Annotated in this window: 16 protein-coding genes and 1 tRNA gene; 5 read left to right on the plus strand and 12 right to left on the minus strand. The window is 38.6% G+C overall.

The window, feature by feature from the left end; translation table 11 throughout:
* Positions 1-9 precede the first annotated feature (9 nt).
* The 3 genes from CL42_RS00980 to ompR all read right to left on the minus strand — a co-directional run bounded on the left by CL42_RS00980 (position 10) and on the right by ompR (position 4,068).
* On the minus strand, positions 10-1,527 hold the full coding sequence (locus tag CL42_RS00980) for an acetyl-CoA hydrolase/transferase family protein (RefSeq protein WP_035263930.1): 1,518 nt from the start codon (positions 1,525-1,527) through the stop codon (positions 10-12).
* Between the two features lie 208 nt (positions 1,528-1,735).
* Positions 1,736-3,196 (minus strand): ATP-binding protein, encoded by a 1,461-nt coding sequence (locus tag CL42_RS00985; RefSeq protein WP_035263932.1) that lies wholly within the window; start codon positions 3,194-3,196, stop codon positions 1,736-1,738.
* 107 nt (positions 3,197-3,303) lie between these two features.
* On the minus strand, positions 3,304-4,068 hold the full coding sequence (ompR, locus tag CL42_RS00990; protein WP_035263934.1) for a two-component system response regulator OmpR: 765 nt from the start codon (positions 4,066-4,068) through the stop codon (positions 3,304-3,306).
* Positions 4,069-4,550: 482 nt separating this feature from the next.
* Between ompR and CL42_RS00995 the strand changes: the two genes are divergently transcribed.
* Positions 4,551-6,917 carry a Tex family protein gene (locus CL42_RS00995; RefSeq protein WP_035263936.1) on the plus strand — a complete coding sequence of 789 codons (2,367 nt, stop codon included), beginning with the start codon at positions 4,551-4,553 and terminating at the stop codon, positions 6,915-6,917.
* 195 nt (positions 6,918-7,112) lie between these two features.
* A complete protein-coding gene (locus CL42_RS01000; RefSeq protein WP_035263937.1) occupies positions 7,113-9,308 on the plus strand; it encodes a bifunctional SulP family inorganic anion transporter/carbonic anhydrase in 2,196 nt (731 codons plus the stop codon).
* 58 nt (positions 9,309-9,366) lie between these two features.
* Here the strand turns inward: CL42_RS01000 and CL42_RS01005 are convergent, their stop codons facing one another.
* The 4 genes from CL42_RS01005 to CL42_RS01020 form a co-directional block, all read right to left on the minus strand.
* Entirely contained in the window at positions 9,367-9,684 is a 318-nt protein-coding gene (locus CL42_RS01005; RefSeq protein ID WP_035263938.1) for a hypothetical protein, read from the minus strand.
* Between the two features lie 113 nt (positions 9,685-9,797).
* Entirely contained in the window at positions 9,798-10,097 is a 300-nt protein-coding gene (locus tag CL42_RS01010; RefSeq protein ID WP_035263939.1) for a hypothetical protein, read from the minus strand.
* Between the two features lie 116 nt (positions 10,098-10,213).
* Positions 10,214-11,101, minus strand: coding sequence for an SDR family NAD(P)-dependent oxidoreductase (locus CL42_RS01015; RefSeq protein ID WP_035263940.1), 888 nt, complete (start codon positions 11,099-11,101; stop codon positions 10,214-10,216).
* Positions 11,102-11,342: 241 nt separating this feature from the next.
* Complete coding sequence (locus tag CL42_RS01020; protein ID WP_035263942.1) at positions 11,343-12,620, minus strand: O-acetylhomoserine aminocarboxypropyltransferase/cysteine synthase family protein; 1,278 nt, start codon at positions 12,618-12,620, stop codon at positions 11,343-11,345.
* 297 nt (positions 12,621-12,917) lie between these two features.
* On the opposite strand from CL42_RS01020, the gene ettA reads away from it, so the two are divergent.
* Positions 12,918-14,579 (plus strand): energy-dependent translational throttle protein EttA, encoded by a 1,662-nt coding sequence (gene ettA, locus CL42_RS01025; protein WP_035263944.1) that lies wholly within the window; start codon positions 12,918-12,920, stop codon positions 14,577-14,579.
* A gap of 50 nt (positions 14,580-14,629) precedes the next feature.
* Here the strand turns inward: ettA and CL42_RS01030 are convergent, their stop codons facing one another.
* From CL42_RS01030 to CL42_RS01050, 5 genes are all read right to left on the minus strand, one after another.
* Positions 14,630-14,935, minus strand: a complete 306-nt coding sequence (locus CL42_RS01030; RefSeq protein WP_051586493.1) for an SEL1-like repeat protein — start codon at positions 14,933-14,935, stop codon at positions 14,630-14,632.
* A gap of 158 nt (positions 14,936-15,093) precedes the next feature.
* Positions 15,094-15,435, minus strand: coding sequence for a membrane protein (locus CL42_RS01035; protein WP_035263946.1), 342 nt, complete (start codon positions 15,433-15,435; stop codon positions 15,094-15,096).
* A gap of 106 nt (positions 15,436-15,541) precedes the next feature.
* A tRNA-Glu gene (locus tag CL42_RS01040) sits at positions 15,542-15,617 on the minus strand.
* Between the two features lie 114 nt (positions 15,618-15,731).
* The gene (gene gltX / locus CL42_RS01045; RefSeq protein WP_035263948.1) at positions 15,732-17,240 is read right to left on the minus strand and encodes a glutamate--tRNA ligase; all 1,509 of its coding nucleotides are present in this window, start codon (positions 17,238-17,240) and stop codon (positions 15,732-15,734) included.
* A 127-nt stretch (positions 17,241-17,367) separates the two neighbouring features.
* Positions 17,368-17,682, minus strand: a complete 315-nt coding sequence (locus CL42_RS01050) for a hypothetical protein (protein WP_035263950.1) — start codon at positions 17,680-17,682, stop codon at positions 17,368-17,370.
* Positions 17,683-18,087: 405 nt separating this feature from the next.
* Between CL42_RS01050 and CL42_RS01055 the strand changes: the two genes are divergently transcribed.
* Together CL42_RS01055 and CL42_RS01060 are read left to right on the plus strand one after the other, a co-directional pair.
* Positions 18,088-19,062 carry a sulfate ABC transporter substrate-binding protein gene (locus tag CL42_RS01055; RefSeq protein WP_155756936.1) on the plus strand — a complete coding sequence of 325 codons (975 nt, stop codon included), beginning with the start codon at positions 18,088-18,090 and terminating at the stop codon, positions 19,060-19,062.
* Positions 19,063-19,301: 239 nt separating this feature from the next.
* Positions 19,302-20,318, plus strand: coding sequence for a sulfate ABC transporter substrate-binding protein (locus tag CL42_RS01060; protein WP_035263952.1), 1,017 nt, complete (start codon positions 19,302-19,304; stop codon positions 20,316-20,318).
* Positions 20,319-20,429 lie beyond the last annotated feature (111 nt).

Consider the following 20,429-nt stretch of genomic DNA (forward strand, 5'->3'; position numbering starts at 1 on the left):
AATTCATACTTATGCAGATTTTGCTTCAGCAGGTGCAGATAACATATGACCTGTTTCTTCAAAATTAGAATGCCAAGAGAGCGCTTCTGTAAGTAGGTGAGGGGTTTGTCCACCTTTAGCACATGCACGATCAAAATAGTCGTTTAATGCATCTTTATACAATGGGTGAACACAGTTATCAATGATTGCACGTGCACGTTCGCGCGGTGCAAGACCACGTAAATCAGCAAGACCTTGTTCAGTCACAAGAACGTCTACATCATGACCTGTATGATCTACGTGAGATGCCATTGGCACTACAGATGAAATGTCACCACCTTTAGCGATTGATTTTGTCACGAAGATTGCGATATGCGCATTACGTGCGAAGTCACCTGAACCACCAATACCATTCATCATTTTTGAACCACATACGTGCGTAGAGTTCACATTGCCGTAGATGTCAAATTCAAGCGCAGTATTGATCCCGATAATCCCTAAACGGCGTACCAATTCTGGGTGGTTTGAAATTTCTTGAGGGCGTAATACAAGTTTGTCTTTGTATTGCTCAAGATTATTGAATACTTTTTCACCATAACGGGCAGAAAGTGTAATTGATGAGCCAGAAGCGAATTTCATTTTACCAGCATCAATTAATTCAAAAGTACAGTCTTGAAGTACTTCTGAGTACATGATGAGATCTTCAAAATTCGATTCCTTAAGACCCGTTAATACCGCATTGGCAATTGAACCAATACCTGCTTGTAATGGACCTAAATTTTTAGGAAGACGTTCATCAGCGACTTCTTTTTCAAAGAATTCGATTAAGTGGTTTGCAATTGCTTGAGTCTCATCATCTGGTGCAGTCACTGTTGATGGAGAATCATGGAATTCGCTGTTAAATACGATGCCAACAATTTTAGCAGGATCGATATTAATTGCATGTGTACCAATACGCTCATCGACTTGAGTGAGTGGGATTGGCTGACGTGTCGGACGATAAGATGGGATATAAATATCGTGCAAGCCTTCGAATGCTAGGCTTAAATTTGTGTTAATTTCAACAATTACTTTTTCTGCAAAGATTGCAAAGCTTGCTGAGTTACCTACTGAAGTAGTTGGAATGATGCCACCATCTTCAGTAATTGCTACAGCTTCGATGACTGCAATATCAGGCTTTTTCAATTGTTTATTACGCATTTGTTCAACAGTTTCTGACAAATGCTGATCAATAAACATTACTTCGCCTTTATTGATCGCCTTACGCAAAGTATTGTCGACTTGGAAAGGTAGACGACGAGCCAATACGCCAGCTTCAGTTAACTGTTTATCTAAGTCATTACCCAAAGACGCACCTGTGATTAAAGTGATCTTTAAAGGGTTTGTATGAGCGCGTTTTACCAATGCCAATGGAACTGCTTTAGCTTCACCAGCACGCGTGAAACCACTCATACCTACGGTCATGCCATCTTCAATAAACGTTGAAGCTTGTTCAGCTGAAATGACTTTTTCATGAAGTGACTCTAAACGAATGCGATCTAAAGACATGGTTTACTCTTCTCTTGATATTCTGGATCTGGCACCGATTGTACCGATCAAGCGAGCCATTTTGCATACCTGTTAGGCTAAGGTCTAATTTTTTCAAAAAATGCGGATATAAAGATATATTATGGTTTATAAGATATTGTTTTTTATACTTAATTTTCATTGTGGTGAATAATTAAACCAATTCAACCGTTCAACTATTCACCATTCATCAAAATCGTTCGGTGATGGTTTGCCTGATTTTATCTAAGGTGCTATTGGTTGAAATATCAGCAACTTGAGGTGTTGAAAGGGGCAGTAGAATGACCGCTTCAAGACCTCCTTCAGGACGATTATGAATTTTTAATTCACCTTCATGAATATCGACAATTCGTTTCACAATAGCTAAACCAAGACCACTCCCTTGGATTGTTCGTGCTTCATTACCACGTACAAAAGGTTGCATAAGGTCTTCAATTTGATCTTCTGGGATTCCAGCACCGTGATCAGCAACACAAATTTTTAGATGATCTCCCTCGACTTTCGCACTTAGCTCAATGGGTTCAGCACCATAACGCTTAGAATTATTAATTAAGTTACCAATTAAGCGCTTGAGGGAAAGCGAACGAGCAGTAATCAGTGGGAGTTCTTCTGGTTCAAAGCGAATATCCAGGGGTTTAAACTGAATAACCAATTCTTGCAAAAGGGTATTGATATTGGTTTCTTTTAGGTCTTCATCTGAACCATCACGCATGTAAGAAATAAACTGATTAAGAATGGCATCCATATCATCCACATCAAAGATTAAGCCTTCTTTCAAGAAGTCATCATCTGACATCATTTCAGCACTCAGTCGAATTCGAGTGAGCGGGGTTCTTAAATCATGTGAAATACCAGCCAACATAATTTGACGATCACGTTCAGTGAGCTCCAATGTATAAATCATATGATTAAAGGCTTGGTTGACTTGGCGGATTTCCAAAGGTCCGTGGTTCGTCTCAAGATAGGGGGCTTTTCCAGTTTTACTATAGCTATTTGCTGCATTTTGAAGTCGGCGTAGTGGGCGATTGAGCTGTCTCACTAAAGTTAAGATAATCATGGCTGAAATCAGCGGTACGCCAAGAAACCATGCCAAAATCAATTCGGGGCTATAATTTGCATAAGTTTTTAACGGTTCTTGAACCCAATTCCCGTTCATTTCTGGGGTTTGAATCCAAATACGTGGGCTAGGTTTAAATTGGAAATAGACGGTGACCTCAGGCACGTCGAGCTCTTTGGCCAAACGTTTTTCAACTTGGTTCGTAAAGAATTCAGCAATGACTTTATCGCGCTGGTTGGGGAACGCAGCAGGGTCTGTAACGTATTCAATTCCAACACGCTGTTTTAACCATGTGTCAACATTAAGTTCAGTGTCACCATGAAAAATTCGAAGGTCGGGGTTGTTGATAATTTCGAGTTCAACCGCAAGGTAGCGTGCATGCTGTTGAATCTCTGGTAAATAGAGGGTTTTCCAAAAAAACCAAAGTGACATAAACAGACTAAAGAACACCACAAAAACAACCAAAACTGTTGTTCGCATTGCAGCGGAGCGCGGCTTGATTTTGTCAAGAAAGCGTTCCCATTTCGTTCGTTTTCGCTCTGAATACGCAACAAATTCATTAAATTTTTGTGGGTCAATAGGATCAAGTTTCACGGTCTAACCTGAGAGTTTGGGCTTAAAAAGAATAAGTGCATGTAATTGTTTAATACATAAAATAAAGACCCCGACATCATTGATGGCGGAGTCCATTGTTTAAAAAATTATTCTGCACCATCTGGTACGAATACGTATCCCACACCCCACACCGTTTGAATATAGCGTGCACGAGCCGGATTTTCCTCGATTAAACGACGTAAACGAGAGACTTGAACATCAATAGAGCGTTCCATTGCTCCCCATTCACGACCACGTGCCAAATTCATTAATTTATCACGTGTCAACGGTTCACGAGGATGTTGCACCAATGCTTTGAGTACTGCGAATTCACCAGTAGTTAAGGTCACCACTTGACCCTCACGAGTCAGTGTTCGAGTCGATAGATCGAGTGACCAAGGACCAAATGAAACCACTTCAACATTCTGGCTTGGTGCCCCAGGAACCTCACGCACTTGTCGACGTAGTACAGCTCGGATACGAGCTAACAATTCATTTGGGTTGAATGGTTTTGGTAGATAGTCATCAGCACCTGCTTCAAGCCCTGCAATACGATCAGAGTCGCTACCACGTGCAGTGAGCATAATAATAGGAGTGTCAATGTTAGACTGCCTTAAACGACGACAAATGCTCAAACCATCTTCTACAGGAAGCATAAAATCTAAAACGATGAGCGAGAAAAGTTCACGTTGTAATAACCGATCCATTTGCGTGGCATCATGTGCGGTTTTAACCACAAAACCTTTATCTTCTAAAAACCGTTGTAAAAGGGTACGAAGACGCACATCATCGTCGACGACCAGAATGCGTTCAACTCTGTCAGTGTCATTGTGTACTACATCAGTATTTTCAGCAGGTACAACTAAACTCATGATGCACTCCCTTAAAAGTTGTATTTATAAATAGTCATTTGTCTCAGTATAATGCCTAAGTTCTTGTTAAGACTATGTATCAAATTGCTCAAAATTACAATTTTAAGTGTGTTCTGAAACCAAATCACAACATGTATTGACCTGTTTTTAAGCAAATAATTTAAAATAAAATCGCTATTCAATATGAAGCTAATTTGAAGTGGTATTGAAAGCAAAAAATTTACATCAAAATCAGAAAAATAAAGTGATTATAAAGAGTTAAATGTTTTAGTTCATTGTCAAAGTGATGACACAATGACGCATTACACTCAAATAATTGATCAGAGATCTCACTAGAAGCTTTTTCTCTGGGAGATAAAACTAGAAAAATTGAGACTTTTATTTAAAATTTCATTGCAAATATTCAAAACAATTGTGGATTTTATAGTCTCGGTCTTTATAATCACTAACTTTTAGTCCTTATCCTTGTGGAATTTAACACGATGACTGACTTAGTTCAGCAGTTGGCAAGTGAACTTGCCGTACGTCCAAACCAAGTAGAAGCTGCCATTAAGCTGATTGATGAAGGTTCTAGTGTTCCATTTATTGCACGTTACCGTAAAGAAGTAACTCAAGGCTTAGACGATACGCAGTTACGTCAACTGGATACCCGATTAACTTACCTTCGTGATTTATTTGAACGCCGTGAAAAGGTCATTGAATCACTGAAAGAACAAAATAAACTCACGGATGATTTGTTAGCTCGCGTCAATGCCGTTGAAACAAAAAATGCATTAGAAGAAATTTACGCACCGTATCGTCCAAAACGTACGAGTAAATCATTTAAAGCAAAAGAGGCTGGTTTAGGCCCAATCGCTGAAAAAATCTATAATGAAAATGTTGAACCTGCAGAAGCTTTAGCAGGATTTAATCATGAAGATTATCCTGATTTAGAGAGTCAATTAGACGCTGTTCAGCATATTCTCATTGATGACTGGGCACAAAATATTGCACTCACGACAGAGCTTAAAGCGATGTTTGCAAAAACAGCAGTTTTAAAAAGCTTAGTTGCTAGTGAAGAGAAAAAAGAAGTTGGTAAAAAATTCCGTGACTACTTCGATTTTTCTGAAAATTTAAACAAAGTTCCATCACATCGCTTATTGGCAATGTTACGTGGACGTCAAGAGAATGTACTAGGTCTAAAAGTTGATGGTGAAAATGATGCTCCTTTGGCGCGCATTGAAACTGAATACAATCTTGATCAAGTTCAACCTCAAGCCCGTCAAGATTTTCTGAAGCAGACTGCAAAATTATTCTGGCTCGGCAAAGTCCGCCCTACAATTGAGCATTCACTTCTGACAGAAAAGCGTTTGGCTGCTGAAGCAGAAGCAATGCAAGTATTTGCAGAAAATTTACGTCATTTACTTTTATCTGCACCAGCAGGTTCACGTACTACTTTAGGTGTGGATCCTGGTATCCGTACGGGTGTGAAATTGGCTGTCGTGAATGCATCTGGAGATGTACTGGCACACAGCACGATTTATCCATTCGCACCTAAAGAAGATAAAGAAGGCTCAATCAATGAATTGGCACGTTTATGCCGTGAATTCAATGTTGAGCTAATTGCTATTGGTAACGGTACCGCGAGTCGTGAAACAGAAGCTGTTGTTGCGGAAATGATGGCTGCTCATGCTGATCTTAAATTAACGCGCGTGTCTGTATCTGAAGCAGGTGCTTCAGTATATTCAGCATCTGAATTGGCTTCACAAGAATTACCAGATTTAGACGTATCGATTCGTGGTGCAGTATCTATTGCGCGTCGTTTACAAGATCCATTGGCTGAACTTGTGAAGATTGATCCTAAATCAATTGGTGTAGGTCAATATCAACACGATGTGAATCAAACAGGCTTGGCAAAAACGCTTGAAGCTGTAGTGGAAGACTGTGTGAACTCAGTTGGTGTAGATGTGAATACAGCATCTTCAGCGATTTTGGGTTACATCGCAGGATTAAACAAATCTATAGCACAGCAAATTGTAGACTACCGTAAAGAGAATGGTCGTTTTGATAATCGTCAAGATTTGAAAAAAGTACCACGCTTAGGTGAGCGTACTTTTGAGCAAGCTGCAGGTTTCTTACGTATTCAAGATGGTTCAGAACCATTGGATGCATCAGCAGTTCATCCTGAGTCTTATGGTTTAGTCAACAAGATTGTTGAAGCGAAAGCGACCACTGTAAAAGATATTATTGGCAATACTGAAATCATTCGTCAGGTTAAACCTGAAGAGTTTGTTGATGATAAATTTGGTTTACCAACGATCCAAGATGTTTTGGCGGAGCTTGAAAAACCAGGTCGTGATCCACGTCCAGAGTTCCGTACAGCGAAGTTCCGTGATGACATTACTGAGGTTTCACAACTGACTGAAGGCTTAGAGCTTGAAGGTGTAGTGACCAATGTAACGAACTTTGGTGCATTTGTTGATGTTGGTGTTCATCAAGATGGTTTAGTTCATATTTCAGAACTAGCGAATGAATTTATTTCTGATCCACATAAGTTTGTGAAACCAGGGCAAATTGTTCAAGTGCGTGTGTTACAAGTTGATGTGGAACGTAATCGTGTTAATTTATCGATGCGTCCTGCAGGATCTGAAGCACCTGCGAAGGCAACGCGCCAGCCACGTCGTGAAACTCATGGCCAGCAAGAGCAACGTGGTGAGCGTAAACCACACGCGAAGCGTCCTCAGCAAGCACGTCCACAGGGTGATCGCCCACAACATGCGAAAAAACCTCAGCAGCAGAAACCACAAGAACAGAAAATTGGTGGTTTAGGTGCATTATTATTACAAGCAGGGGTTAAAGGTTCGAAGTAATCTTTAATCAGGTAAAAAACCTCCCATATGGGAGGTTTTTTTATGCTTATGTTTTTAAATAAATGAAGAACATCAAGGTGATTTATTTTAAATGTAAACTTTAAGATGGTGTAAAACAACAAGAAAAACTTAATAATCAATTCACTTCAAAATTATTTTTAACTTTATAAGTCATATAATTAAGAAAAATTAAACATGAGTATATCTCAAAATAAAGAGCTGAAACCTCGATTTTATAGTCGTGATTTGCTCTCAGGTCTGGTTGTTTTCCTTGTTGCACTTCCGCTTTGTTTGGGCATAGCTCATGCATCAGGTGCACCACTCATTTCAGGCATTATTGCTGGCGTGATTGGTGGAATCGTTGTTGGTTTTTTTAGTGGCTCACATATCAGTGTATCTGGTCCCGCTGCAGGCTTAGTGGCGATTGTATTGACCCAAATTGAATTACTACAAGGTAATTATCAAGCCTTTTTGTTCACATTGTTTTTAGCTAGAATTTTACAAATATTATTTGGTATTTTTAGGTTAGGTGTTTTCTCAAATTTCGTACCCACCAATGTGATTTTGGGATTGCTTGCCGCGATTGGTCTGTTACTGATTATCAGTCAATTACCTAAATTGATTGGTTTGGATGTCAAAGGCTTTGTTTTGATTGATCAATGGTCAATTCAATCTGTACTGAGTCATATTGATATTGGCTCAGGATTAATTGGTCTAAGTTGTATTGCGTTAATCCTACTGTGGGATAGTAGTAAATTAAAAAAACTGCCGCTGCCTTCAGCCTTGATTGCGGTGATATTTGCTGGACTTCTTAACTTTATCATGTTGAAAATCGGCTCTCCATATGCAGTAAACCCTCAACAATTGATTAATCTTCCGAATATCTTTTCTGGTTCAGAAACGATTTTCCAGTTTCCAGATTTTTCGTATTGGAATAATAGTTTAATTTATACGGGTGCAATTACATTAGCGGTGGTAGCTTCTCTTGAAACACTATTGAATTTAGAAGCTGCCGATAAGATGGATCCACAAAAGCGCTCATCACCACCGAATCGTGAATTATTTGCACAGGGTGTTGGAAACTCTATGTCAGGATTGATCGGTGGTATGCCGATTACCTCAGTCATTGTTCGTAGTTCAGTGAATGCAACCAGTGGAGCTAAAACCAAATTTTCTGCAATCTTTCATGGTTTTTTACTGATTGTTGCAGTGGTGGCGCTCACCCCATTAATCAATGCGATACCGCTATCTTCATTGGCAGCAATCTTAATCTTGACTGGATTTAAATTGGCAACACCAAGCCTATTTAAACGGATTTATGCGCAAGGTTGGAAACAATTTTTACCTTTTATTGTCACGGTAGTTGCAATCATTGCAACTGATTTACTGAAAGGCATCATGATTGGTCTAGTGATCAGTTTATTGATTATCTTACAGAGTCATTTACACCGTGGTGTACGTGTGATCCATGAAAAACACTTGCATGGTTCACTTACCCGTATTGAATTAGCACCGAATTTAAGTTTTTTAAATCGTGCCGCACTCGTCACCGCTTTAGAAAAAGTTAAACCGCATGAAAATGTGCTAATCGATGCATCCAATACCTATTATATTGATCCAGATATCTATCAAATTATTAAGGACTTTCAAAGTGAAGTGGCGGTAAAGCAGGGGATAAAAGTTAATTTACAAGGTTTTAAAGCACATTATCCTGAAATAAAAGAGGACGAGCTCGATCTTGATGTGAGTACGCAAGAACTCCAAAAACAGCTCAGTCCTGATCAAGTTTTACAGATGCTAAAAGACGGGAACTTGCGTTTTATTAATCATCAGCGTTTACACCATAATATTGCTCGCCAAATTCAAGTTACGTCAAATGCAGGGCAACATCCTATTGCTGCAGTGTTTGGTTGTATGGATTCTAGAGCACCGACAGAGCGCATTTTTGATGTAGGAATCGGTGATTTATTCAGTTTGCGTATTGCTGGAAATATTGCTGGTCAAAAAGTCGTGGGCTCTTTAGAGTTTGCATGTAAAACCAAAGGTTCAAAACTGATCGTGGTATTGGGGCATACGGACTGTGGTGCGGTAGGATCTGCTTGTCATTTATTTGAGCAAAAGGTGGATTTGAGTCAACTAAAAGATACACCGAACGTTCAGCATTTTTTGAAGCCGATTATGCAGGCGGCGGAAACAGTCAAAAATGATATGAGTAATTATCAACTTACAACCAATTTTATTGATGCCGTAACTGTGTTAAATGTGCGAAATAATATTAATTATATTATTAAAAATAGTGACACGTTAAGAGACATGATTGAGCGTAAAGAGATTGGGATTGTTGACGCAATCTATGATGTGAAATCTGGTCAAGTCAACTTTTTATCTTAAATGATCTCATTTCATCAGTAAGTGATATTAAAAACCTCCCAAATGGGAGGTTTTTAATTTATCCATTAATCATGGGGACAATCCAGCTGGTTAAGATCAATAAAATCCCGAGATGACCTAATTTTCGTGAAATTTTTACGAATTTTGGAACTGATTGTTCGATCTTTTGTGCATAGTCTTGTAGGTTGGCAGCTTTAGTTTGGCGGCTATGCCACAAGAATACGGCAAGATCGATACAGATGAGAATAGTTCCTACATCTGCGACTACGTCTAAAACTTTAAATTCTTGAGTATAAAAACCTAGAGTAACTTGATAAATGAGGAATATCGCAAATGCGATGGCTGCAAATTGCAGCACTAAAGCTAAACCACGCATAAGTACAAAGCATAAAATCAATAAGATGCAAGGTTTATAACATAACTCTGCCACCTAACGAATGATCTCAAAATTTTTTTTACGCCTAGATTTGAACCCAATCATGATTAGCACTAAATAAGATTCGGTAAGATCAAGCTGAATGCAATAGTGCCTAAACCTATTTTTGACAAATGATATGCATAAGACTTTGGTGCTTTGGCATGATTCATCTGCTGTTGATCCAATTCAGTTTTATTTTGAGCATCGGCTGGTTTTATGTTGAATCCCAGCTCAAGCAAAATTAAAAATAAACCTAGCTGTAATAAGGTGTCGAATGAGTAATGTTGCTGAATAATCATGCTCATGATTTGAGTAAAAATCAAAACAGCAACTGCTAGAAAAAATAATCTAAAAAAATAAATTTGAGCCATGACAAACTCCTATTTTATGTTTTGATCATGGCATTTAATTCTTAAAGAATAATTAAAATCACACAGTGAAAATGTAACAAGATCATCTCACAAAGTACTTAAATTAACTTGTTCGATCACCAATGTTCGCCAGGAAATAGTCGGGCATATGCACGCTGTACAATGTTTAATTTCTCTTGGCGACCGACAGAAGCAGTAGAGCTTGGAAATAAATTAAATCCAATCGACATCAATTTATTATTAATATCAGGTGCAATTGCATAAGTAATTGATGCAAGTTTTCCAAGACCAGTCGCTACCTTTTTTGGACGGTTCACAATAGCACCAGCGATTAAATCTGCAGCTTGATTCGGTGAAAGTGCTGGCACGTATTTATATATTTTAGTTGGAGCGATCATCGGCGTTCTGACCAAAGGCATGTAGACCGAGGTGATAGCGATATTATGCGCATGTACTTCAGCTGATAGGCAACGGCTAAATGCATCCAATGCAGCTTTTGAAGCGACATATGCAGAGAAGCGTGTAGCATTGGCTAATACACCAATTGAACTAATATTAATAATATGTCCACGTTCACGGTCTATCATATGTGGAAGGACATTTAAAATGAGGCGAACAGCACCAAAATAGTTGAGTTGCATCGTGCGTTCAAAATCATGAAAACGGTCGATGGACTCATGGACTGCACGGCGAATCGAACGACCTGCGTTATTAATTAGAATATCAATATGTGTGACGCTATCGAAGATTTGTTGCGTTACAGCATCGATTGAACTCATATCATTCAAATCACAAGGAAAAATGTCAGCTTTTCCCCCTTTTTGCTCAATCTCATATTTTACTTGTTGTAAAGTTTCCTCAGTTCGTGCCACCAATAATACATGCGCACCTGCCGCAGCCAATTGATGTGCAACAGTTAAACCGATACCACTGGATGCGCCTGTAATCAGAATATTTTTTCCATGGACACGTTTTTTAAAACGCTGTTCTAATTTTTTATTCACTTCATTCTCCCTGTAAATGCAATGAATTGTGCAACACGTCTTTTGCAACGTGTCATACAAATCAGTATAGTGGAAAAATGAAAATAAACCATGGCATAAGTTTATGAATTTATTGTAAAAATTAGAGTAAATGCTCTAATTTTTGTATTTGATAATACGAGTAAAATAACTAAAAAAGACCCTAAGGTAAATGAGGATAAAGCCTCAATCATGAGGCTTTATTTCTAATGCATTATCAAAATTAAACTTGAGCGAGCGCTTGTTCTAGGTCGGCGATTAAATCGTCAGCATGTTCGATTCCAATAGATAAGCGAACCATATCCGTAGAAACGCCAGCAGCTTTTAACTCTTCTTCATTCAGTTGGCGATGCGTTGTGGTTGCTGGGTGGCATGCTAAGCTTTTTGCATCACCGATATTCACCAATCGTGTGAATAATTGTAGGGCATCAATAAAGCGAGTTCCGCCTGCTAAGCCATCCTGTACACCAAATGAAAGAATTGCTGAAGGTTTGCCCTTAACGTATTTCTGAGCTAAAGCATGCTGCGGGTGATCAGGTAATCCTGCGTAATTTACCCATTTTACTTTTGGATGAGCTTGTAAATATTGAGCAACTTTTAAAGCATTTTCAGTATGACGTTCCATACGTAGACTTAATGTTTCTAAACCTTGTAGGATTAAGAAAACATTTTGTGGGCTAATCGCTGCACCTGTGTTGCGTAATGGCACGACACGAGCACGTGCAATATAAGCTGCTTCACCAAGCGCTTCGACATAGTTCACGCCGTGATAGCTTGGATCGGGCGTATTTAACGCTTTAAAACGATCTGGATATTTACCCCAAGGGAATTTACCGCTGTCAACAATGATACCGCCGATCGAATTACCATGTCCGCCGATGTACTTGGTTAGAGAGTGAACAACAATATCTGCACCAAATTCAAAAGATTTTTGAAGCACTGGTGTAGCAACCGTATTGTCCACAATCACAGGAATACCAAGTTCATGTGCAAGCTTGGAAATCGCCTCTAAATCAATAATATTGCCGAGTGGATTACCAATAGACTCAACGAAGACTAATTTAGTTTTTTCATCAACAAGTGCCCGCAAACTTTCTGGATTTTGATAATCGAAGAAGCGCACTTCGATCCCTTGTTTTGGTAGCGTATGTGCAAATAAATTATATGTACCACCATAAAGTGTAGATACAGAAGCGATATTGTCCCCAGCTTCAGCAATGGTTTGAATGGCATAGGTAATGGCTGCCATACCTGATGCAAGTGCTAATGCGCCGATCCCACCTTCGAGTGCTGCAATACGTTGTTCAAGCACAGCAGTCGTTGGGTTCATAATCCGTGTATAAATATTCCCAGAGACCTTTAAATCGAATAGGTCTGCGCCATGTTGCGTATTATCAAATGAGTAAGACGTCGTTTGATAAATGGGTACCGCAACTGCTTTAGTCGTTGGTTCAGGTGAGTATCCAGCATGGATGGCGAGGGTTTCGTCCTTATATGTCATTTTGAGATCTTCTTGTGGTTTAAAAATTGTTCAATGAGAATATAGCACCCTAATCATATTATAAAATTTATAAAATATTGAAAAAGTTATCTAAAATTCTCATATGTTGCTCATTTAAAAGCCATATTCTTGTGCACTTTGAATGGTGAATTTGATGAAAAATAAACTTGTAACATTCCTTGCAAGTTCGGGCGTATGGCTTATGTTTTTATCGTATTCATCGTATAATGCTCCCTAATTATTTGTCCGCGATTTGTATTTACAGCGGATTTTGTTTTTTTTATAGAGGAGTCCTACGTGGCCCAATATATTTACACGATGAACCGTGTGTCTAAGATGGTTCCGCCTAAGCGCGAAATCCTTAAAGACATCTCTTTATCATTTTTCCCGGGCGCTAAAATTGGTGTTCTTGGTTTAAACGGTGCAGGTAAATCTACCTTGCTTCGTATTATGGCTGGCGTAGATAAAGATTTCTCTGGTGAAGCTCGTGCACAACCAGGTATCAAGATCGGCTACCTTGAGCAAGAGCCGCCATTAGATGAAACAAAAGACGTTCGTGGCAACGTTGAAGATGGCGTTCGTGAAGCACTTGATGCATTAGCTCGTCTTGATGAAGTTTTCGCTGAATATGCAGCTGAAGATGCCGACTTTGATGCACTTGCAAAAGAGCAAGAAAAGCTTGAAGCAATTATTCAAACTTGGGATGCGCATAACTTAAATAACCAGCTTGAACAAGCAGCGGCAGCGTTAAACTTGCCAGCTTGGGATGCTGATGTCACTAAATTGTCAGGTGGTGAGCGCCGTCGTGTGGCACTTTGCCGTTTGCTCTTGTCTAAACCAGACATGTTGCTTCTTGACGAACCGACGAACCATTTGGATGCATCATCTGTTTCATGGTTGGAACGTTTCTTAAAAGACTTCCCTGGTACAATCGTTGCGATTACGCATGACCGTTATTTCTTGGATAACGTTGCTGAGTGGATTCTTGAGCTTGACCGTGGTATGGGTATCCCTTATCAAGGTAATTATTCTTCTTGGTTAGAGCAGAAAAATGCTCGTTTAGAGCAAGAACAGAAGCAAGAAGAATCTTTTGCTAAAGCATTGAAAAAAGAACTTGAATGGGTTCGTTCTAATGCAAAAGGTCAGCAAAAGAAAAATAAAGCACGTATGGAACGCTTTGAAGAGCTTAACTCTCGTGAATTCCAACAACGTAACGAAACGTCTGAAATCTACATTCCACCTGGTCCACGTCTAGGGAACAAGGTTGTAGAAGTTGAAGGCATCAGCAAATCGTTTGGTGATCGTACACTTTACAAAGATTTATCTTTTGTTGTTCCTCCTTGTGCGATCGTGGGTATCGTGGGTGAGAACGGTGCTGGTAAAACTACACTATTCCGTATGATGACAGGTGAATTACAACCTGATACAGGTACGGTAACGCTAGGTGAGTCAGTTAAAGTGGCTTACGTGGGTCAGATTCGTGACACCTTAGATAACAATAAAACGGTTTGGGAAGAAGTTTCTGGCGGTTTAGATATCTTACGTATTGGTGAATATGAAATCGCATCACGTGCATATATTGGTCGTTTTAACTTTAAAGGCCAAGATCAGCAGAAGCGTGTAGGTCAATTGTCAGGTGGTGAGCGTAACCGTTTACAACTTGCGAAAATTCTACAAATGGGTGCAAACGTTATCCTTCTCGATGAACCATCGAACGACTTGGATATCGAAACTTTACGTGCCCTTGAGGATGCAATTTTAGTATTCCCGGGTACTGTAATGGTCATTTCGCATGACCGTTGGTTCCTTGACCGTATTGCAACGCACATCTTGTCATTCGAAGGTGAAACACCAGAATTCTTCACAGGAAACTATGCTGAGTTCGAAGAATACCGTCGTAAACGTGATGGCGATGATTTAGTGGCTAAGCGCCAGAAATATCGCAAAATTGGTGGTTAATTCCATCTAATAAAAAAACCAGCCTTCAGGCTGGTTTTTTATGATTAATTCTATGAAAATGCTAAAAGACTATAAGCTTGAAGTAGAGTTCTTTTTGCATTTTCATTTCCAGCATTCGCTGATTGGTTCAGCCATTTTTCAGCAATTTGATAATTTCGATCCAAACCTAGTTCACCATTTAAGTAACTCAGACCTAATTGATATTGTGCTTCAGCATTCCCACGTAATGCATCACGTAGGTATAACCACATTTGATTTCGAGGGTTTAAGGATGTGGATGGCTCGAGATTGGATAAATTAGCTGTTCGAGTACGTTTTAGATCAAAGAATAGTGATTGAAATAGTTTTATTATCATTATGGTTCTCCTTGCTTATCCATGCAAAAATGAGATCTATTTCATTAAATTATGCTCTTTTGAAGGTTTTGTCTACTACTCATATATAAAATTTAAATTTATTTAATTTTAAGTCCTTAAAGCTCAAATGAGCTTTAAGGATAGATGAAAATAAACAATTAATTTTCCCATTCGTGATTACATTCACGGCATTTCCATTTTTTTTGAGATTGCATGAAGGCTTGCATCGAAATTTTGAAATCTGGTAAATCTTTCCAGAACATCACACCTGCTATCACTGCAATTAAAAATACGATCACAGTTGCAATTTGAAGTGTCTCACCAGCACCATTACTAAAAATCATCAATACAACGCTAATAATGACCAATAATAGGAGTAAAAATAGAGTGGGTACGAGGATGATTAAGCTTTTAGGAACATTTGGTCGTACAGCAGGTGCATTAGCACTCGCTAAAGGAAGAATTTTACGACTTTGACATTTAGGGCATTGGTACTGCATGAGCGCTCCGTATTTCTTTTACTTAATTCTATAACATCGAAACTAAAATCAAAAATGTATAGATGAAAAAAAACCACTGATCGAGGTCAGTGGTTTTTTTAGAATTTGGCGTCCCTACGGGGATTCGAACCCCGGTTACCGCCGTGAAAGGGCGATGTCCTAGGCCTCTAGACGATAGGGACTTATGAGGCAACACAGTCAGTGCTATAAAAGCAATCTAGGTATCAAGCTAAGTGCTCAATCTGTGTGAGCGCTATATTAGGGATATAACACTCATGCGTCAATAAAAAATTTAATTAAGCTTCATCAACTGCATCATTTTTCGGCAATTTTAAGCTTTGATTCAATTTTTCCCATACTTTAAGCTCTTTTTTACTTGGACCGCCAATGATTTCGAGTGCATGACGCAGGCGAGCAAAAGTCAAATCAGGACCAATGGTCACCATGGTTTGCATCACTGGCGTTGAAGCAGTAGAACCCGCAATGGCAATAAAGAACGCAGGCATAAAGTCACGTAATTTAATTTCCATTTGTGCAGCTAAATCCATTAGCGTTTGGCTAACTGTGTCATTATTCCAAGTAAATAAGCTTTCTAAGCGCCAAATTGCAAATTGTAGGCTTTGACGAACTTGCTCTTCAGATAACTTTTTACTTTCGAATTGTGCTTTAGACAGTGTAGGGAAGTGATTAAAATAATGTGCTGACCAATTCACTGCTTCAGACAATAGGTTAATACGTGGTTGAATTGCAGCCGCAATTTCCTCTAACTTAGCACGATCTGCCTTCCACGCCAATAAAGTATTTAAAAGCTCAGCAGGGCTAAGTGCTTTGATCCATTGACCGTTTAACCAATTGAGTTTTTCTACATCGAAAATTGGACCCCCAAGCGATACACGTTGGATGTCAAAATTCTCGATCATCTCAGTCAAATTGAACTTTTCGCGTTCATCTGGCATTGACCAACCCATGCGACCCAAATAGTTTAATAATGCTTCTGGTAATACACCGATATCTTTGTAGTAATTGATTGAAGTTGGGTTTTTACGTTTAGATAGTTTTGACTTATCAGGGTTACGTAAAAGTGGCATGTGGCAAAGCACAGGCATTTCCCAACCAAAATATTGGTAAAGCAATTGGTGTTTAGGTGCCGATGGAATCCATTCTTCACCACGAATCACGTGAGTGATTTCCATTAAATGGTCATCAACAACGTTTGCTAAGTGGTAAGTTGGTAGGCCATCGGTTTTCAGCAGAATTTGCATGTCGACTTGTGCCCATGGGATTTCTACTTCACCACGCAGTAAGTCATTAAATTTACAAATCCCTTCTTCAGGTACTTTCATGCGAATAACATGCGGTTCGCCAGCCGCTAAACGTCTTTCAACTTCTTCTGGCGTATGTTTTAGACCACGACCATCATAACGAGGAGATTCACCACGTGCTTGTTGTTCTGCACGCATTTGATCTAATTCTTCAGCAGTGGCAAAACAATAGAATGCATGACCTTTTTCAACCAGTTCTAACGCATATTTTTTATAAATATCCATACGTTCAGATTGACGATATGGCGCATGAGGGCCACCCACATCTGGACCTTCTGACCAATTTAAACCTAACCAGCGCAATGAATCGAGAATCATTTTTTCTGATTCAGGTGTTGAACGGAGTTGGTCTGTATCTTCAATACGTAAGATAAATTCACCGCCATGCTGTTGAGCAAAGCATAGGTTAAATAATGCGATATAAGCAGTACCTACATGGGGGAAACCTGTAGGAGATGGTGCAATACGAGTACGAACTGTCATAGCCAGAAAAAGTTATCAAATAAAAATTGGTTTTATTATAGCAAAAAGCCCAGTGGCTTAATGATTAATTCATTAAATCGGACTGGGCTAAATTTGACTCAATTGGGGAGATTGAGAAAAATGGTGCTTAAGATGTGTGCTGAGGAAATAAACTTTGTAAAAAACGCGAAAACTGTTGGTGTTGCGATGCTAGGAAGTTTTGCGTTGGAGCATTCTTAATAGAGGTGATCACTTTAATCTGATCCATCTCTGAAGAAGGTTTGTTCTCAGCACGTTCACGTTTTTGTTGAGTCAATGCGCGTTCGATAGGTGTTAAAGACTTTTCAGCAACACCAGAGTTTTGTAGTGATTTAGCAGGGTTTTGTAACGCTGCTGCATGTGTCTGGCTCATACCAAAAACACATAAAGTTAAGCTTAATGCTTGTAAATAGCACAAATTCATTTCAATTTTCCCCTATTTTGAATTTATTGTAAGAGTAATTAGGTTTACATTTTAAACATAAAATTCACAAAAGCACAAATGCATCACACTTTCTTACAATTTGTTATTCAACAATCCTTAAGTTACTCAACCTGTAGCTGAAATAAATTTTGCCTCTTTTTATCAATAAAATATGGAGATTTGGTGAAGATATGATGTTATGCGGTAAATTTTAAAGAGAGTATAAGTGATAAAAATGCAATTCATATGAAGAAAATGTATATAAAATTTAGATATTTACAATGATTTAATTCGTCTATTGAATACATTGTGACTGAAGTAAATAAAAAATATAGTGCAATTCATAAATGTAATAAAAAAGAGATTTTAATGAATAAGCACTTTTTCAATAAATTATTGGCCCCAATGAGTATTGGGGCATTGTTGTTCAGTATGATTGCACAGGCGAATACATCATTTTTAAATGTTTCTTATGATCCCACTCGCGAATTTTATCAAGAATATAACCAAAGTTTCGGTGAGTTTTGGAAAAAACGTACTGGTCAAGACGTGCAATTTAAGCAATCTCATGGTGGATCTGGGAAACAAGCACGTGCTGTAGCAACAGGATTACAAGCAGATGTTGTGACCTTGGCACTTGCAAATGATATTGAAGAAATTGTAAAAGCAGGTTATATCAATAAAAATTGGCAAAAAGAATTTCCCAATAATTCAGCACCCTATACATCTACCATTGTTTTTTTAGTAAAAAAGGGCAATCCAAAAAATATCAAAGACTGGAATGATTTAGTCAAACCAGGTGTTGAGATCATTACCCCGAACCCAAAAACAGGTGGTGCGCCACGTTGGATTTATTTATCTGCATGGGGCTATGCACTTAAACAGCCTGCCGGAAATGATGCCAAAGCTCGTGAGTTAGTCAAACGATTATACAAAAATGTCAAAGTGTTAGATTCAGGAGCCCGTGGATCACTCACGACTTTTGCTGAACGTGGAATTGGTGATGTTTTACTGTCTTGGGAAAATGAAGCGCTCTTAGCGACGCAAGGTTTGGGGCAAGATAAATTTGAAATTATTTATCCATCCATTTCAATTCTAGCTGAGCCTTCTGTTGCCATCGTAGATAAAACCGTAGATAGAAATGGGAATCGTAATCTTGCAAAAGGATATCTTAACTATCTGTATTCACCTTTGGGGCAGGAATTAGCTGCTAAACATAATTTTCGACCACGTAATGAAAAAATCGCAGCTAAATACAGTACTAAATTTCCAAAGGTACAATTATTTACCATCGATAAAGTATTTGGTGGTTGGGCGAAAGCGCAGCAAACGCACTTTGTAAATGGCGCGATTTACGACCAAATTTCAGCAGAAAAATAATCTATTTTTAGAACTTATGTGAATGGATCGCGATATGCTATCCATTTTTAATTATAAGAAATCCATAAAATACTATATATTTGAATATAGACTGTATTTAAGATGATTTATGAATTAATTCATAATCTTGAAAGAAAAATGGTAGCAATATAACGTAAATCACATGTCTAAATTAAATTGATGAATATGATTTTATTTCATATATTTAGATTAATTATGTATATCTAGATTTTTTGACTATGAAAACTCAATTTAAAGCCTTGCTTACAGCGGGCTTACTCGCAACAGGTTTATCGTTCAGCGTATCTTCTCAAGCAGCACAACGTGATTTCCTGAATGTATCTTATGATGCGACTCGTGAATTTTATGATGAGTTTAATCAGTCATTTGGTCAATATTGGCAGTCAAGAACTGGAGTGAAAGTCAACTTTAAACAATCTCATGGTGGCTCAGGTAAACAAGCACGCTCTGTGGTTGATGGCTTGAAAGGCGACGTTGTCACTTTGGCTTTGGCAAATGATATTGAAGAGATCGTGAAATCGGGTCAAATCAATAAAGGATGGCAAAAAGAGTTCCCTTATAACTCTGCACCTTATACATCAACTATTGTTTTTATGGTGCGTAAAGGTAACCCTAAAAAAATTCAGGATTGGCAAGATCTTGTTAAGCCGGGTGTAGAAATCATCACACCAAACCCTAAAACAGGTGGTCTACCACGCTGGGTATATTTATCAGCTTGGGGTTATGCACTCAAACAACCAGGTGGTAATGAAGCGAAAGCAAAAGACTTTGTCGGTAAGATGTACCATAACGTCAAAGTGATGGACTCTGCGGCGCGCGCTTCTATGACGACATTTGCTGAGCGTAAAATTGGCGATGTGTTGCTCACTTGGGAAAATGAAGCACTGGTCACTCAAAAAGCCTTGGGCAAAGATCAGTTTGATATTGTTTATCCATCTATTTCGATTTTAACAGAGCCTTCTGTTGCCATCGTTGATCGTACTGTAGATAAAAATGGCAATAAATGGTTGGCGACTGGCTATATCAACTATTTATATTCACCATTAGGTCAGGAGATGGCTGCTAAGCATTTCTATCGTCCGCGTAATGCTGAAGTGTTAGCAAAATACTCAAAACAATTTCCTAAGTTAAAAACATTCACCATTGATGAGGTTTTCGGTGATTGGGCAAAAGCACAACAAGCACATTTTGTGAATGGTGCGATTTTTGATCAGATTTATAACAGCCGTCGTTAATATACCGAAGTAATTGAAATTCAATAAAAAAGCCTCTAAGTGAGGCTTTTTTATTTGAACATTCCAGTGAATGAAACGGTTTTGCCTATAGAAAGTAAAATTTACCTACAA

The sequence above is a fragment of the Acinetobacter sp. Ver3 genome (assembly GCF_000632455.1).
Lineage (GTDB): Bacteria > Pseudomonadota > Gammaproteobacteria > Pseudomonadales > Moraxellaceae > Acinetobacter.

What these genes read in the sequence shown, in the direction of transcription:
- CL42_RS00980 (WP_035263930.1), bottom strand. Translation starts at nt 1,527, where the DNA reads ATGTCTTTAGATCGCATTCGTTTAGAGTCACTTCATGAAAAAGTCATT.
- ompR (WP_035263934.1), bottom strand. Translation starts at nt 4,068, where the DNA reads ATGAGTTTAGTTGTACCTGCTGAAAATACTGATGTAGTACACAATGAC.
- CL42_RS00995 (WP_035263936.1), top strand. Translation starts at nt 4,551, where the DNA reads ATGACTGACTTAGTTCAGCAGTTGGCAAGTGAACTTGCCGTACGTCCA.
- CL42_RS01000 (WP_035263937.1), top strand. Translation starts at nt 7,113, where the DNA reads ATGAGTATATCTCAAAATAAAGAGCTGAAACCTCGATTTTATAGTCGT.
- CL42_RS01005 (WP_035263938.1), bottom strand. Translation starts at nt 9,684, where the DNA reads ATGCGTGGTTTAGCTTTAGTGCTGCAATTTGCAGCCATCGCATTTGCG.
- CL42_RS01010 (WP_035263939.1), bottom strand. Translation starts at nt 10,097, where the DNA reads ATGGCTCAAATTTATTTTTTTAGATTATTTTTTCTAGCAGTTGCTGTT.
- CL42_RS01020 (WP_035263942.1), bottom strand. Translation starts at nt 12,620, where the DNA reads ATGACATATAAGGACGAAACCCTCGCCATCCATGCTGGATACTCACCT.
- CL42_RS01030 (WP_051586493.1), bottom strand. Translation starts at nt 14,935, where the DNA reads ATGATAATAAAACTATTTCAATCACTATTCTTTGATCTAAAACGTACT.
- CL42_RS01035 (WP_035263946.1), bottom strand. Translation starts at nt 15,435, where the DNA reads ATGCAGTACCAATGCCCTAAATGTCAAAGTCGTAAAATTCTTCCTTTA.
- gltX (WP_035263948.1), bottom strand. Translation starts at nt 17,240, where the DNA reads ATGACAGTTCGTACTCGTATTGCACCATCTCCTACAGGTTTCCCCCAT.
- CL42_RS01050 (WP_035263950.1), bottom strand. Translation starts at nt 17,682, where the DNA reads ATGAATTTGTGCTATTTACAAGCATTAAGCTTAACTTTATGTGTTTTT.
- CL42_RS01055 (WP_155756936.1), top strand. Translation starts at nt 18,088, where the DNA reads ATGAGTATTGGGGCATTGTTGTTCAGTATGATTGCACAGGCGAATACA.
- CL42_RS01060 (WP_035263952.1), top strand. Translation starts at nt 19,302, where the DNA reads ATGAAAACTCAATTTAAAGCCTTGCTTACAGCGGGCTTACTCGCAACA.